This is a genomic window from Pseudoalteromonas sp. RWi3, assembly GCF_054960735.1.
Window position 1 is genome coordinate 41,685 of record NZ_JBHNYL010000012.1, and the last position, 14,981, is coordinate 56,665.

15 protein-coding genes and 1 riboswitch are annotated in these 14,981 nt (G+C 40.3%); of the genes, 10 read left to right on the forward strand and 5 right to left on the reverse strand.

All coding sequences use genetic code 11. From position 1 onward, the window contains the following. Positions 1–3: 3 nt before the first annotated feature. Entirely contained in the window at positions 4–1,299 is a 1,296-nt protein-coding gene (locus ACFI4Z_RS14475; RefSeq protein ID WP_462671197.1) for a hypothetical protein, read from the reverse strand. 159 nt (positions 1,300–1,458) lie between these two features. On the opposite strand from ACFI4Z_RS14475, the gene nhaD reads away from it, so the two are divergent. Continuing rightward, entirely contained in the window at positions 1,459–2,706 is a 1,248-nt protein-coding gene (nhaD, locus tag ACFI4Z_RS14480) for a sodium:proton antiporter NhaD (RefSeq protein WP_462671256.1), read from the forward strand. A 113-nt stretch (positions 2,707–2,819) separates the two neighbouring features. Continuing rightward, a riboswitch (Lysine riboswitch) is annotated at positions 2,820–2,991 on the forward strand. A 76-nt stretch (positions 2,992–3,067) separates the two neighbouring features. Further along, positions 3,068–4,468: a lysine-sensitive aspartokinase 3 gene (gene lysC, locus ACFI4Z_RS14485; RefSeq protein ID WP_462671198.1), complete on the forward strand. Its 1,401-nt coding sequence runs from the start codon at positions 3,068–3,070 to the stop codon at positions 4,466–4,468. Here the strand turns inward: lysC and ACFI4Z_RS14490 are convergent. Further along, the gene (locus ACFI4Z_RS14490) at positions 4,442–5,191 is read right to left on the reverse strand and encodes a 4'-phosphopantetheinyl transferase family protein (RefSeq protein ID WP_462671199.1); all 750 of its coding nucleotides are present in this window, start codon (positions 5,189–5,191) and stop codon (positions 4,442–4,444) included. The two genes, lysC and ACFI4Z_RS14490, sit on opposite strands and share 27 nt — an antisense overlap. Before the next feature lie 153 nt (positions 5,192–5,344). On the opposite strand from ACFI4Z_RS14490, the gene ACFI4Z_RS14495 reads away from it, so the two are divergent. From ACFI4Z_RS14495 to ACFI4Z_RS14505, 3 genes are read left to right on the forward strand one after another with little or no spacing between them, the layout of a single operon-like run. Beyond that, positions 5,345–6,667, forward strand: a complete 1,323-nt coding sequence (locus ACFI4Z_RS14495) for a sodium-dependent transporter (protein WP_462671200.1) — start codon at positions 5,345–5,347, stop codon at positions 6,665–6,667. 45 nt (positions 6,668–6,712) lie between these two features. Further along, on the forward strand, positions 6,713–7,141 hold the full coding sequence (locus tag ACFI4Z_RS14500) for a biotin/lipoyl-containing protein (protein WP_462671201.1): 429 nt from the start codon (positions 6,713–6,715) through the stop codon (positions 7,139–7,141). A gap of 7 nt (positions 7,142–7,148) precedes the next feature. Next, complete coding sequence (locus tag ACFI4Z_RS14505) at positions 7,149–7,628, forward strand: zinc-ribbon domain containing protein (protein ID WP_462671202.1); 480 nt, start codon at positions 7,149–7,151, stop codon at positions 7,626–7,628. A 171-nt stretch (positions 7,629–7,799) separates the two neighbouring features. Here the strand turns inward: ACFI4Z_RS14505 and ACFI4Z_RS14510 are convergent, their stop codons facing one another. From ACFI4Z_RS14510 to ACFI4Z_RS14520, 3 genes are all read right to left on the reverse strand, one after another. Next, positions 7,800–8,360 carry a hypothetical protein gene (locus tag ACFI4Z_RS14510; RefSeq protein ID WP_462671203.1) on the reverse strand — a complete coding sequence of 187 codons (561 nt, stop codon included), beginning with the start codon at positions 8,358–8,360 and terminating at the stop codon, positions 7,800–7,802. A gap of 370 nt (positions 8,361–8,730) precedes the next feature. After that, the gene (locus ACFI4Z_RS14515) at positions 8,731–9,720 is read right to left on the reverse strand and encodes a 2-hydroxyacid dehydrogenase (protein ID WP_462671204.1); all 990 of its coding nucleotides are present in this window, start codon (positions 9,718–9,720) and stop codon (positions 8,731–8,733) included. Then, positions 9,677–10,198: a glutathione peroxidase gene (locus tag ACFI4Z_RS14520; protein ID WP_462671205.1), complete on the reverse strand. Its 522-nt coding sequence runs from the start codon at positions 10,196–10,198 to the stop codon at positions 9,677–9,679. The genes ACFI4Z_RS14515 and ACFI4Z_RS14520 overlap by 44 nt, the downstream gene beginning before the upstream one ends. A 122-nt stretch (positions 10,199–10,320) precedes the next feature. On the opposite strand from ACFI4Z_RS14520, the gene ACFI4Z_RS14525 reads away from it, so the two are divergent. The 5 genes from ACFI4Z_RS14525 to ACFI4Z_RS14545 all read left to right on the forward strand — a co-directional run bounded on the left by ACFI4Z_RS14525 (position 10,321) and on the right by ACFI4Z_RS14545 (position 14,970). Continuing rightward, on the forward strand, positions 10,321–11,202 hold the full coding sequence (locus ACFI4Z_RS14525; RefSeq protein WP_462671206.1) for an NAD(P)-dependent oxidoreductase: 882 nt from the start codon (positions 10,321–10,323) through the stop codon (positions 11,200–11,202). A gap of 198 nt (positions 11,203–11,400) precedes the next feature. Next, on the forward strand, positions 11,401–12,039 hold the full coding sequence (locus ACFI4Z_RS14530; protein WP_462671207.1) for a thermostable hemolysin: 639 nt from the start codon (positions 11,401–11,403) through the stop codon (positions 12,037–12,039). After that, positions 12,039–13,511, forward strand: coding sequence for an AMP-binding protein (locus ACFI4Z_RS14535; protein WP_462671208.1), 1,473 nt, complete (start codon positions 12,039–12,041; stop codon positions 13,509–13,511). The genes ACFI4Z_RS14530 and ACFI4Z_RS14535 overlap by 1 nt, the downstream gene beginning before the upstream one ends. Further along, a complete protein-coding gene (locus tag ACFI4Z_RS14540; protein ID WP_462671209.1) occupies positions 13,508–14,197 on the forward strand; it encodes a TenA family transcriptional regulator in 690 nt (229 codons plus the stop codon). The genes ACFI4Z_RS14535 and ACFI4Z_RS14540 overlap by 4 nt, the downstream gene beginning before the upstream one ends. After that, on the forward strand, positions 14,194–14,970 hold the full coding sequence (locus ACFI4Z_RS14545) for an SDR family oxidoreductase (protein WP_462671210.1): 777 nt from the start codon (positions 14,194–14,196) through the stop codon (positions 14,968–14,970). Before ACFI4Z_RS14540 ends, ACFI4Z_RS14545 begins: the two co-directional genes overlap by 4 nt. The last annotated feature ends 11 nt before the right edge of the window (positions 14,971–14,981 follow it).

Consider the following 14,981-nt stretch of genomic DNA (forward strand, 5'->3'; position numbering starts at 1 on the left):
TAGTTACTCATTCCCTGTTTGGTTTTGTTCTGCGTCAACAGGTTTGGTATTAGAAGGCTTAGTATTAAACGGAAAGAGTGAAAAGTGCTGTCCGGCGATTTTAACCCGCATTTTTTCATCGCTTTGACTGATTTCAATATCAGTATCGCTAACGAGTTTTTGATATAAAAACAGCATTTCGTCGGCTTCAAGTTCAGGGTAGCTCTCACCCAGAAACGTTAATAAAGGCTCTGGCTTTTTACGCTTAGCATTAAAACGCTTTTTAAAGCTGGTTTTAACATTGTTATAATCTGGAATATTGGGTGTTACATATGCTGGTACATTTTGTTGGTCAGGCAATTCATATTCACTGTGTTCAAATTCTACCAGGCCTGCCATGTAAGCGACCATATGGCGTTGCTGACCCAATGAAAAACGTTGTGCGTCAGAAACAAAATGCGGTTGCACGCTACTTAGCATGTTATCCACGCCATTTTTACGAATTAAACCAAGTACCTTCGCAGCTTGGCGAGTGATCATATTATTACGGCGTAATTCTTCACGCAGGGGCATCAGCATATCGGCACTTTTACGTAAGCTTATCCGACCAACAAGGTGCATTTCTAAAATTCGCGTACGTAATTGCTCTAGCATGCGTTTATCTTGGTACGCTTTGCCTGAGCGTTCGATATGCGCTATTTGGGCACTTATTTGTTCTTCAATGGTGTTAAAACAGGCGTGGAAATCGCCGCGAATATCTACCATTTCAAGCATAGGTTCAATGTATTCATCAAAGGCTTCAATCACGGCTTTGTAACGCTTTTGAAGCGATTGCACTGCATTGTTAGCTTTAGCTTGCTCAACAATATTTAAAATGGCATTTTCGTTATGTGCAAACAGCTTCATTATTTTACGCACCCGATCATCCATAATACGGCTAAAGCGGCGTAACTCGTCGTAATCTTCAATTTCTCCCGCATTAGCAAGGCGGTTACCCAACCGGGCTAAGTCATCTACTAAAACACTAATTTCCTGTGCTAACCCTAAATGTTCTTCTTGTAATAAAAAGGTCGCAAAATCGGCAATTGCACGATTAATTTCAAGTTGTGACGATTTCGCCAAAGGAATAATAATGTCTTGATTTAAAAGTCGGTTAGTTTCTTTATAAATACGCTCATTTGACCAAGTTGGTTGTTTTTGTTTTATCGCATTTTGTACGTCTTTTAAGCTAAAATCAGCCATCTTAAAACGTTTAAAAAGTAGTTCCAACATCCCCCAATGCTCTGTGAGAGTATTTAGTAACTTTTTGGCTGGGATCATAACGCTCCAGTAAATCTAATATAGGCTGTATCAGCGATTAGTTAAAAATAGGTAAATGGCAATAGTTTTACAAAGCCTTTGGTGCTAGACTGCGCGCCGTGTCACACAGGTGACATAAGAATGCAATTTTTACATTTTTCTAAAGGTTGTTCAAACACCATGGTAACGTCAATTATCCTAACCCTGATAGCGGTCGCATTTGTGCTCATCGTTATAGAGGATATTATCCATGTAAACAAGGCCAAAACTACGCTTTTCTTTGGTACTTTATGCTGGATTATCTTATTTATCTCGCCGCTAAACGGGCAAAGCCCCGAAACTATACAACATCAACTTGATCACAATATTTTAGAGATTGCCACACTCTGGTTGTTTTTAATGGCTGCAATGACTTTTGTTGCCTATTTGAACTCCAAAGGTTTTATCCAAAATATTGTGCACAGAGTTATGCCAAGCGCAATCAGCGAACGAAGGCTGATGTTTTTAATAGGTGGGTTTTCTTTCTTATTTTCGTCGATTTCAGACAATATTACCGCTACGCTAATTTCTCTTGCTGTGGTGATGTCGTTAAAACTCGATCCGAAAAAGTTGATTAAATACGCTACGTTAATCGTTTTTAGTGTGAACTCTGGTGGGGTGTCACTGATAACTGGTGATGTAACTACCTTAATGATTTTCCTCGATGGCAAAGTAAGCATTGCTAACTTGCTATTGCTTATTGTGCCTGCACTGACAAGTGTGGCACTGTTGGCCATTATGTTGTCGTTTGGCTTAAATGGTGCTGTTGAGTTTACTAAACAACAAGAGCGCCGCATTGAAAAAACTGATATCACCATCGCGGTTATTTTCTTATCAACCATTATGGCTACATTAACACTGAGCGTGCTTTACCATGTACCGCCGTTATTGACCTTTTTGTTTGGTTTGTCACTGATGTTTTTAACTGCACAGTTTTTAATGCGCAAAAAAGACGTAAACAAAAAAATCATCGATTACATTCGCGAAATAGAATACGACACTTTGCTATTTTTTGTTGGTGTGTTGTTACTTGTTGGTGCATTAAAAGAAGTGGGTATGCTAAGTAAGTTCACGCATCTTTATGAACTAATGCCAGCGCAATATGCAAATTACCTAATGGGTATTTTGTCAGCTGCTGTTGATAACGTGCCACTGACAGCTGCACTACTTAAAGCCGACATTATGATGAGCCCACAGCAGTGGCTATCGTTTACATATGCCACAGGCGTGGGTGGCTCTATGCTTATTATTGGCTCAGCCGCGGGTATTATCGCTATGAGTAAAGTAAAAGCGTTGACGTTTATGAGCTATTTACGTATGTCGGTTTATTTATTGATTGCTTATACAGTAGGTTATGTTGGCTCTTATGTTGCGGGGAGTTTTATTTAATCGAGGGAGATTTAATAAAACAACTTGACAGCTAGACGTCTAAACGATAACTTTCAAAGCCCACTTTACAGTGGGCTTTGTTATTTTGGCTGTTTTTTAAAGCGGTTAACCTAACATTCAGAAGAGGTGCGATATTTAGGTACTTAATGTGAAGCGACGTCTGCTTTTGATCATTAAGGAGGGAAATACTCGCCGAGAAGAACAACTGACGTCACAGTGGTTTTTCGGTTTATGGGGCTGAATCCTCAAAACTGTCACCAATTTAGGTGGAGAGCTTCTGGCAGTGGACTTTTCTTATCAAGCACCCCCTTGCCAAGTTCTTCTTGTATTATCGTGGTAAAACGCCACAACAGGAGACGACATGAATACCCAAGTAGTTACAAATAACTCGCAACAATTAAGCAATACAAAATCAGATTACGTTGTCGCTAAGTTTGGTGGCACTAGCGTAGCTAATTTTGACGCTATGAGCCGTTGCAGTGAAATTATTGTAGCTGATAACACAGTGCGCGTTGTAGCGGTAAGTGCCAGCGCCGGTGTAACAAACCACCTTGTTGCTTTATGCCAAAAAGACTTAACTGCCCAAGAGCGCAGCGAACACATTGATGGTGTGATTGCTATTCAAGACGCCATTTTAAATGAACTGTCGCTTGATGCTGATTTAGCTCATGGTTTTGACGAGACAATTAAAGCGTTTAAATCGCTTGCCAGCGAAACGCTTAAATCTAAGCAACAACACGATGAGTTGCTTAGTTTTGGTGAGCGTTTGTCGTCGTATTTATTTACCCAAGTACTGCGCCTAAATGGTTTAGATGCGGTGCGTTTTGATGTACGCCAAGTGCTAAAAACAGATAGCCAGTTCTCAAAAGCAACGCCAGATGTACAAGCGACTGCAATGGCGGCAAAAGCGCATTTAATCCCATTATTAAAAGAACAGGTTGTGGTTACTCAAGGTTTTATTGGTAGTGATGCCCATGGGCAAACAACCACCCTTGGTCGTGGTGGTTCAGATTACAGTGCGGCGTTATTAGCAGAGGCTGTTAACGCGAAGAGTGTACACATTTGGACAGACGTTGTGGGTATATTTAGCACCGATCCGCGTTTGTGTGTCAAAGCCACGCCAATTGCCCGTTTAAGCTTTGATGAAGCGGCAGAAATGGCGACCTTTGGCGCAAAGGTGCTGCACCCTGCAACAATTTTACCAGCGAGCCGCAGCCACATTAGCGTATTTGTAGGTTCTAGCCGTGAACCGGAGCGTGGTGGTACCTGGATTGAACGTGAAAAGTCACAAGTACCCGGTATTCGTGCTGTAACCCAGCGTAAAAACCAAATTTTGTTAACTCTTAAAAGCCCAGAAATGCTGTTAGCCAGCGGCTTCTTAGCCCGTGTATTTACGATATTAAGTGAGTTTAATATCTCAGTTGATTTAGTGACAACCTCTGAAATCAGTGTTGCAATTACCCTTGATAACGCGCCAAATGCCTCTCGCCCTGAGCTTGATCAAGAGTGCTTAGATAAACTCGCTGAGTTTTGTCATGTGTCGGTTGAAAACAACCTAACCCTGGTGGCACTCATTGGCTCTGAAATTCAGCTGCGCCAACAAGAAGTAAACTTAATGAATGTGCTTAGCGACTTTAACATTCGTTTAATTTGCCACGGTGCTAGCAAACACAATTTATGCTTTTTAGTTGAACAAGCAGAATCAGATTTAGTCGTGCAAGCTATTCACAGCCGTTTACTTGAGCTCGAACATGCCGCTTAACTGATTTAAATTATCAATATAAAAGCACTGCCAGTCAGTGCTTTTTTTATTCACGATCGATATATCAAAGCCTTTAAACTCACAACTTTTAGCATTTAAATTAGCCGTTGTAAGCTCGGTGAAAACATGTGGGCTGAGCAGCTGAGCAATAGGGCGGCTAGTCGCTTTTGCTAATGCTTCTTTTAAGGTCCAAATCCTAAAAAAACGCTGGGCAGCACATTGCTCGGTTTGGGTAATTAAGTCGACTTCTTGCTGGTGATAAAAATGCTTAGCCAGTTTTTCAAACGGGCGTTTTAAGCTTACCTTCTCAATATCAAAACCAAATTCGACCTGCTCAATATTCAGCGCTGCACCCACAAAACCATTCGAATGAGACAAACAACTACTTAAAACGGTATTGGTATTTTTGATGTGTAATAAAAGTTTGCTGCTTTGCTCGTCAAATTCAGAGCTAATGTGATGAGCGGGTGTATCGGCAAATTCAGTAAAACAGTGTTTCACTAAAAACTTAAGCAGTAAACGCGTGGCGAGGTACTCTTGCTTTGCTTTACTGCTTTTTCTGCGTTCAATAACAGCTTGCTCAAACGGGCTTAGTAAATCAGCTAATGGGAAATCAGCAAGGTCAATAGATTCTGCGCTGAGTAGCACAACACACTGCGTATTAATATCAGACACACTAAATGGGTTTACAGTAAGGTGCTGCTCAAAGTATTGGTTAGGCATAAAGTCCAGCTGGCTAGCAATGAAAATATAAAAACTGGGTATAAAATGCGCATTTAGCGATGGTCTGTCCCAGCATTAGCAAATTTATTACTCAGTCGTGGTGAAATATGGTTTAATTCACCTTAATGAAAAATAATAACAGATAGTAGATGTATGGCACAATTGCGTGATGGTTTTCAAAGCCGCCTTGGCTTTGTTTTAGCGGCGTCTGGCGCTGCGGTTGGTTTAGGCAATATTTGGGGTTTTCCGACCCAAGCGGCTAATCACGGCGGTGGTGCGTTTTTACTGGTTTATTTTATTGTTATATTTTTACTGGCAGTGCCTGCTTTATATACCGAGCTTTACTTAGGGCACCAAGCGCAAGCTAATCCAGTTAAAGCACTTAAAAACGCATGGCAAGATCAAGCACCAAAAGTAGGTGCGGCAGCGGGTTATTTAGGCCTAGCGGGCGCTATAGTTATGCTAAGCTTTTATTCGATAGTAGCAGGGTGGATGCTTGCCTATGCGCTTGAGCCCATTACTACCTTCTTCGGTTTTACCGATATAAGTAATTTTTTACAAACAGACTCTATGGCGCGTAACTTTGTATTTACGCCGCTAATGCTTATTTTAACTGCTAGCATCATTTTAAAAGGGGTGAAATCAGGGATTGAGACTTGGTCTCGCCGTTTGATGCCAATGCTACTAGTTTTATTAGTTGGGCTGATTGCCTACATTGCCACTCTTGATGGAGCCAATGAAGGGTTTGCAGCCTATTTAGTGCCTAATTTTAGCCATATACTCGACCCAAACTTGATAATAGCCGCCATGGGGCAGGCGTTCTTTTCATTGTCGCTTGGTGTAGGTTGTATGATGATATACGGCTCTTACTTACAACCCGATGCCAATTTACCGCGCTTAACTGCCTCGGTAGCGTTGCTTGATACTGGCGTTGCATTCTTAGCAGGGTTGTTAATTATCCCTGCTATTTATGTGGCGCAACACAACGGTGTACAAGTGTTTAATGATGGTAAACTCATTGGTGAAGGGCAGCTTATTTTTGCAATTTTACCAGAGTTGTTTAATACCATGGGTGAAATAGGTTTAGTGGTAGGCTTATTGTTTTTTGTTTTAATGTCGATAGCGTCATTGACTTCAACCATTTCATCGACCGAAATCCCCGTTGCATTTTTAGTTGAAAATCATCAAGTAGAACGTAAATCAGCGACCTTTATTGTGAGCCTCACTGTGCTTGCAGCCTCTTCATTAATTATATTTAATTTTGATTGGCTATTTGGTTTAGTGATTATGGTGTTAACGCAATACCAACTGCCATTAATGGGCTTGTTTTATTTTGTTACAGTAGGGTGGTTGTGGCGCCGTGGTAACCAACTGCATCAAGCAAGCAGTGGTTTTAAGTTTTGGTTTGCCCAGTATATCCGTTTTGTATGCCCAATTTTAATGACCGCTGTGTTTGCTAATGTAGCGTTTGGGTAATAGTTTAGCCGTCAGTTTTAGCGGTATTACATCCAAGGAGGGATTATGAACAAAGAAATTAAAATACCGACTTTGCCTGACTCGGTAGCAACAGCAAAAATTACTAATCTCTATGTTAATGAAGGTCAAGTAGTCTATGCAGACGATGTACTGTTTGATGTTGAAACAGATAAAGTCGTGTTAGAAGTGATGGCAGATTGTAATGGCATTATTGAAAATATAACGATTGAAAATGGTAACCATGTTGATGCAGACCAAGTTGTGATGACTGTTAAACAGCTTACTGACAGTGAACTGCCAGCACGACCCACAGTTGAGCAAGCTCACAACAGTAAACAGTTAAGAAACGACTCAGAAGAAGAATGGGCTGTTTCTCCTTGGTTGAGTAAATTAAATATTGTGTTCTGGGTAGTTGGTTTTATTATAGGTGTGGCTGCAGGCGCTTTAGGCACTCTTATAATGCTGGGTAAATAGGTTAAGTATGACCAATTATGTAAACCACCCACTATATGGCAGCGAGCCAATTTCTTCTGGTAATAGCTATATTAAGCAAGAAATCGATAATGCCCATTGGCGCTATAAAAGTGTTCGCTACTTTCCAGAAACTGCAATCCCCGCAGTTATCGAAACACAAAGTTACAGTGTATACCCAAGGCAACTCTACATTGATATAGCAGAGCAATGTGTCGATTGTCACAGAACTTTTATATTTTTTGCGAAAGAGCAGCAATACTGGTTTGAAGAATTAAAGTTTTGGATTGATGCACATGCAATCAAGTGCTGTGAATGCCGAAAGAAAACCCGTGCAATAAACCGGCTGCAAATTAGCTATGCAAACTTAATCATTAAAGAACACAGAACGTTTGACGAAACGCAATTGCTCAAGTCCAGCGCACAGCAACTGTTTGATTTAGGTTTGATCAACAAGGTAAATAAACTAAACGCTATTCGTAAAATGTAAGTATTAGTAGTTAAGCTTTAACTTGAACTGTCAGATTTGATCAGCAGAAATCAATCAAATCTGACAGTCGCATTTATGCCAATTTCCGGACGTTCGTAACGGCAAAATCAGGTGCGAGCGCCGCAGGCGGGAGTCCCTTGGTTTTTTTATTATGTTGCGGGTTTATCAAACTTAACAATTAAAGTTTCTCACAAAAGTTAGTTTTGACTTTAATTCATCTAGCGTTTCCAAACCTATCGATTCAACAAAATCTTTTTCTTCATTAAATTCTGAATTAAATTTCTCAAATAATTTACATATAGACCAATAAGCAACGATTTCAAATCTTCTGTAAGCAATATTTTTTGAAAGTTCGTCGTCATCATAATAATAATTTTCATACAAAACTTCAGGTGTATTGGCATCAGATAAATTAGCGTAATGACTAAAGCGATAAATTCTATTATCTACTGCAAATTGGATATTATATTCAAGTTCAATAAAAGAAATACCATCATCAATATTTAATGAAACACCATCATTACTAAAGTCCAAAAATGCTACAGAATCAGAGCTTAATTCATAAGACTTAAAATCAACTGCTTCATCATATAGATAAAAATTGAACTGACTAATATCTGAGTATTCCATCAACTCGCTAATTCTATTCTCACTAGTTAAGCCAGATTTTCCAAAATAATAAGCGAAGGCGAACATCAATAAAACTATAAAAATAATAAAAACAACAATCATTAAAATCCTTCAATAAAAAATATCTTAGTAAAAATATAGTTTTAACAAATTGCCTAAGGTATTACTATAACTAAGTTTTCTAAAACTTTTAGGTAGAGTTAATTGTACCAATATGCGCGCGCCGCTCATTTTCATGAAAATATGCGAAAAGAGTAGTTTAACCAATCAACTAACTCTATATATTTACCAATCTAAATGACCGGTTATCGCTCATAACAGCCTGCCAGCTAAACTCTAAATAGTGTTAGAACAGATATGAGCTACTTAAACTTACAGGCTTAAACAAAGCTAACTTAGTTGATTTTTCTGCCTTGTTTTTAAACTTTGACCTAGCACCTAGCACCTAGCACCTAGCACCTAGCACCTAGCCTTATTTAACCTCATTACTCAGCGGCTGGTTATTGGCAAATTCAATTGCGTTATTAATGGTGGTTTGGGCTATTTCAGTCAGTGCTTCTTTGGTGAAAAAACCTTGATGCCCGGTCACTAACACATTAGGAAAGCTCACTAAACGTGAAAATATATCGTCTTGCATGATTTCGTCGCGGCGGTCTTTAAAAAAGAGCTCTGATTCTTGCTCGTAAACATCGAGGCCTAAGTAGCCTAGTTTCTTGCTTTTGAGTGCGCTAATACAGGCTTTACTATCGACTAACGCACCGCGTGAGGTATTAATAAGCATTACACTTTGCTTCATTTTACTAAAGGCGTGCTCATCAATTAAATGGTGTGTTTGCTCATTAAGCGGGCAGTGTAAAGAGATTACATCACTTTGGTTAAGTAATGTATCAAGGTCGCAAAGCGTATAATCCCCTTGCTCAGCGTAGGGGTCACACACTAAAACATGGGCACCAAAGCCGTTAAGAATTTTGACTAGTGCTTTACCTATTTTACCACAGCCTAAAATGCCAATGGTTTTTTTAAACAGGTTAAACCCGAGTAGGCCGTTTAAATCAAAGTTGTCTTCACGTATGCGGTTGTATGCTTTATGTGTTTTACGATTTAAAGTTAGCATTAATGCGATACAATGCTCTGCCACTGCTTCAGGGCTGTATGCGGGAACACGACACACTTTGATCCCATGGTGTTGTGCAGCCGCTAAATCAACATTATTAAACCCAGCACAACGAAGTAAAATGCATTTTACCCCGTGTTCAGCTAACTGTTTAATCACTGCTTCGTTGACTACATCGTTAACAAACACACAAACCGCATCAAATCCTTTGCATAAAACAGCGCTTTGCTCTGTTAGCGATTGCTCAATATACGATAGAGCAATACTAGGTTGATTTTCTATGCAGGCATCAAAAAATGGGTGCTCATATTTTTGCGAACTGAAAAGCGCTATTGTTGTTTGCGTCATCAAGGGTACTCTCTATCACCATTTTTAAGGTTTCGGGCTTTGTGCGCGGTGCATAGCGCACAGATAACTGACCCTGAGAGTTTATTAGAAACTTTGTAAAATTCCATTTTATTGCACGATTTTGCGCAATACCTCGGGTCTGTGCTTTTAGGTAACTAAATAAAGGGTGGGTGTCTGGACCATTTACCATTACCTTACTAAACACAGGAAAACTAACATTGAATTGCTCGTGATAAAAGCGCTTTAGGTCGGCATTTTCAATTGGTTCATTGTGGTCAAATTGATCACATGGAAATGCCAATATAGTAAATCCACGGTGTTTGTATTGCTGATATAGTTTTTCTAAAGCCATCAATTGTATTGAAAAACTACATTTACTGGCTGTGTTAACGATTAATACTGTTTTGCCCTTTAACTGACTCAGTGAAAAATCTTCGCTGTTATTAAGAGGGGCGCTGAATTGATATATGCTATCCATAGTGAACCTATTGTTTGCCGTCCATGAAGAAATTTAATGAAGTCTTTTTCATTCGCTTTTTGTCTGTTCGGTTGAGATAATCAAAGTATCTTTTTAAGTTACCACTGAAATAGGTCAATTTTATGTCAATGAATGTTTCGTTTATCGGGTTAGGTGTAATGGGCTACCCAATGGCTGGGCACCTTGTTAGTGCTGGGCACACAGTGACGGTTTATAATCGCACTACAGCCAAAGCGCAGCAATGGGCTGAGCAATACAATGGCGAATTTGCGCTCACTCCGGCGCTTGCTGCGCAAGGTGCTGATATTGTGTTTATGTGTGTAGGTAATGACGATGACTTACGTTCGGTGGTTTATGGTGACGAGGGTGTGCTTGCTGGCATGGCTGCGGGCACAATTTTAGTGGACCACACAACAACTTCAGCAGAGGTGGCGCGTGAAGTATCAGCAAAAGCTGCACTTAAAAATATTGCGTTTATTGATGCGCCCGTATCAGGCGGTCAAGCAGGGGCTGAAAATGGCGTATTGACGGTAATGGCTGGTGGCGATGAAGCCGTATTTGCCAAAGTACAACCTGTGATGGCTGCGTTTAGCAAGTTTAGCCAGCTACTAGGTAAAGCGGGCTCTGGGCAACTTTGTAAAATGGTTAACCAAATATGTATTGCTGGCGTGGTGCAAGGTTTAGCTGAAGGCCTTCACTTTGCTAAACAAGCAGGGCTTGATGGTGAAAAAGTAATCGAGACTATCGCAAAAGGTGCAGCAGGCTCTTGGCAGATGGAAAACCGCCATAAAACAATGCTGGCGGGTGAATATGAGTTTGGATTTGCTGTGGATTGGATGCGAAAAGACTTAGGTATCGCACTCGATGAAGCAAAAAACAATGGCGCTACCTTACCCATGACCGCAACGGTAGATCAATACTACGCTGATGTGCAAGCGCTTGGTGGCGGCCGCTATGATACATCGAGCTTGTTAGCACGTATTGAAGCGCTACATAAAAAATAGATAATTAGATTGCCGGATAACAAATCTACCTTCAGTAATTGACTAGCGGGTAGATGTGCTTTGTTATCTCTGAAATCTTCGCTTAAGTAATCACTGACCCAAACATTGTTTGGTTTTTTTATAAAAATTAATTTTTCTTAAGGTTTATTTAAGTTTTGCTCGTTAGATTTTAACCATAGTCTAAAAAGAGCGAACACTATGCAATCACTTCAAGTTACTAACTTGCCTGTTACGAACACAAACGATTATGTGTGTGCAAATGCAAACATGCCATTGCGTTTGCAATTAGAGCACGTCGTTAAAGCGAGTTTTGCCAGAGCCTACGGCGCTAATATTAAGCAGTTTATGCCGGTATTATGCCAATTAAGTATTGCCGCTGATTCTTGCACATTAGGACTTAGAGCTTCTACTGAAACACTATTTATTGAGCAATACTTACCAGAGCCGATTGAAACCTTTGTTGATGTACCGAGGGAAGAGATTTACGAGCTTGGTAATTTATGTTCAACCAATCGCAAAGCAACTCTCACTCATTTTGTACTAACGACTGAAGCACTTTACCAAATTGGCGCAAAACGCTTAGTATTTTGTGCCACTGCAAAGGTGAGAGCATTACTAAAAATGCTCTCAGTTAATTGCACTGAGATTGCATTAGCCAATAGTCGGGCAATTGATAACCCAGCTGATTGGGGCACTTATTATGAAAATAAACCAACACTGTGTGTGGTCGATTTAGCGGCTGCTCATGAGTGCGTAATAAATACACCTCATTTATTTAATATTAAACAGCATTATCAACAAGCGAGTTGCCAATTAGCATCTCAATTGGAGGCCTAATGGGGTTTTTATCGCAACTACCACACGCTGAGCTTGATACTGTGATTGTTGATCATCATGATCAACAGATGCGCCCAATTAGTAAACAGACGCTGATGCAAGCAGTGGCTGAGTTAATTATCGATTTTAAAGCGCTTGATATGTCAGCCGTGGCGTTTGTAATGGACAATACGCCTGCTTGGTTAATTGTTGACTTTGCATTGATTGAGTTACAACACTTAAGCATTCCGCTGCCAACCTTTTTTAGCTCACAACAGCTAACTAATAGCGTGAATAAAAGCGGCGTCTCACATTTTATCAGCGACACCCATTGTGAACTTGATGGCTTAGAATGTATTGCGACTTTAAGCGTGTTAACTCGCTATCCGCTGTATATCTATAAAGTATGCGCTCCGGGCCCCATAGCATTTTTTACAGGTACCCAAAAAGTGACGTTTACTTCAGGCTCTACCGGTGAGCCAAAGGGAGTGTGTTTATCTTTACAAAGCCAATTACAAGTGGCGACCTCATTACACAAAAAAATAGCGTTAAAACAGCCCAAGCACCTGTGTTTATTACCATTGCCAGTATTACTTGAAAATATTGCAGGGGTTTTTGCACCGTTATTAGCCGCGGGTGAAGTGCATGTTATGACACTGCCAGAATTAGGCTTCTCAGGGGCAAAATTAAATGATGCCAGTCAATTGATCAATGCCATTGATCGTGTGCAACCGAATACGCTAATTTTGGTGCCGGAGTTATTGACCTGTTTAGTTTGGTTTACCAAGCAGGGATGGACAGTACCAAAGAGTTTGAAGTTTATTGCCGTTGGTGGCGCTGTACTCAGCAGTGAATTGATCACTGAAGCGCGTAGTTTAGGGTTACCAGTTTATCAAGGTTATGGCTTATCTGAAGCTTCATCAGTTGTGAGCTTAAACACGCCAAATGATGATGACATAGAGTGTGCAGGGCGGGTATTAAATCACTTGCAAAGCAAACTGGTAGACGGGCAGCTATTTATTAAAGGCCCCTTATTTTTAGGCTATTTAGGTCAACAGCCCCATGATCAAACAAGTTGGTATGCAACCGGTGATTTGGTTGATCAACAAGACGGTCGCTTAACTATTAAGGGGCGTTTAAAAAACCAAATTATTACTAGTTTTGGACGCAACATCAGCGCTGAGTGGCCTGAATCTTTGCTACTTAGTAGCAGTGAAGTACAACAAGCTGTTGTTTTTGGCGAAGGTAAGGCGCATTTAGTGGCACTTATTTATGCATCAGTAAATATGACTGATGCGGTGTTAGCCGAGCATTGTCGAGGCATTAACGCACAATTACCTGAGTATGCCCAAATTAAAACATTTCATCGTTTAGCTGAACCACTTAGTACAAAGCGGGGGTTATTAACCAGTAATAACCGGCCTAAACGCCAAGCAATAGCAAACTATTACCATACACAATTAACAGCACTGTACAGTGAGGCAATATTATGAGCAATTTTTTCGAGACATTAAAATCACAAACCCAAGCAGAGCGCGAGTATTTACTGGCTGCTCCGATCATTACTCGCGTATTTAACGGACAAGTAAGCATAACTGAGTATGCTTCATTTTTAGCACAAGCCTATCATCATGTTAAACATACGGTGCCATTAATGATGGCCGTGGGGGCGAAATTATCGACTGAACAAGAGTGGATCCGCGAGGCTGTTGCAGAATATATAGAAGAAGAAATAGGTCATCAAGAATGGGTGCTCAATGATATTGCAGCCTGTGGTTTTGATAAACAACAAGTACGTCAAAGTGCTCCCAAATTTGCCACAGAGTTAATGGTTGCTTATGCCTACGATACAATTAATCGGGGTAATCCTTTGGCATTTTTTGGCATGGTGCATGTGCTCGAAGGCACGTCAATTGCGTTAGCCGATAATGCGGCAAGTAACATAGCCAATATGACCGGATTACCTAAAAAGGCATTTAGCTATTTAACATCTCATGGCGCTTTGGATATTGAACATGTGAAGTTTTTTGAAGATTTGATGAATAAAATAGAGTCACCTGCAGATCAACAAGCAATTGTTTATGCCGCTAAATGTTTTTATAAGTTATATGGCAATATTTTTCGTGAATTAGATACAGATCCACAATTTGTAAGTAGCGACTTGGAGCAAATTGCATGAACCGTCCACTTTGCGTGTTAACAGGTGCGACAGGCGGAATTGGTCAAGCAGTGGCATTAAAGTTGAATCAGCATGGCTGGCGTTTACTGTTAGTGGGTCGTCAGCAAGCACAGCTTGAGGCATTACAGGTTAAGTGTGGCGAAGGCTGTGAGATATTCATTGGTGATTTAACATCCGCACAGACTCGCCAAAATTTACTCGAACATGCTAAATCACTTGGCAGTGCAACAATGCTTATCAATAGCGCTGGCATTAATGTGATGCAAGGTTTTAGTGAAATGACGGAGCAGCAAATAGATGACTTACTGATAGTTAATTTGTCGGTGCCAATTAAGCTATGCCAACTATTTTTACCACAAATTTTGGCTAAAAAAGGCTCAATAGTTAATGTGGGATCATCATTTGGCAGTATTGGTTACCCTTATCAAACCTTATATTGCGCAAGTAAATTTGGGTTACGAGGAATGACCGAAGCGCTGGCCCGCGAACTCAGTCACTGTGATGTAAAAATACTATATTTAGCACCTAGAGCTACTGATACAACTATCAACTCAGTGCAAGTACGGGCGATGAATAAAGCGTTAGGCAATACAATGGATCCACCTGATAAAGTGGCAGATGCGCTTATTTCATTATTGAAATCTGGTAATTCACGCAGTTACGTTGGTTTTCCAGAGCGCTTATTTGTCAGACTAAATGGGGCATTTCCATCCATAGTGGATAACGCAATTGCAAAGCAACTTCCTAAAATTAAAAGTTTTTTTGCAGATTAAATTGATAAAGG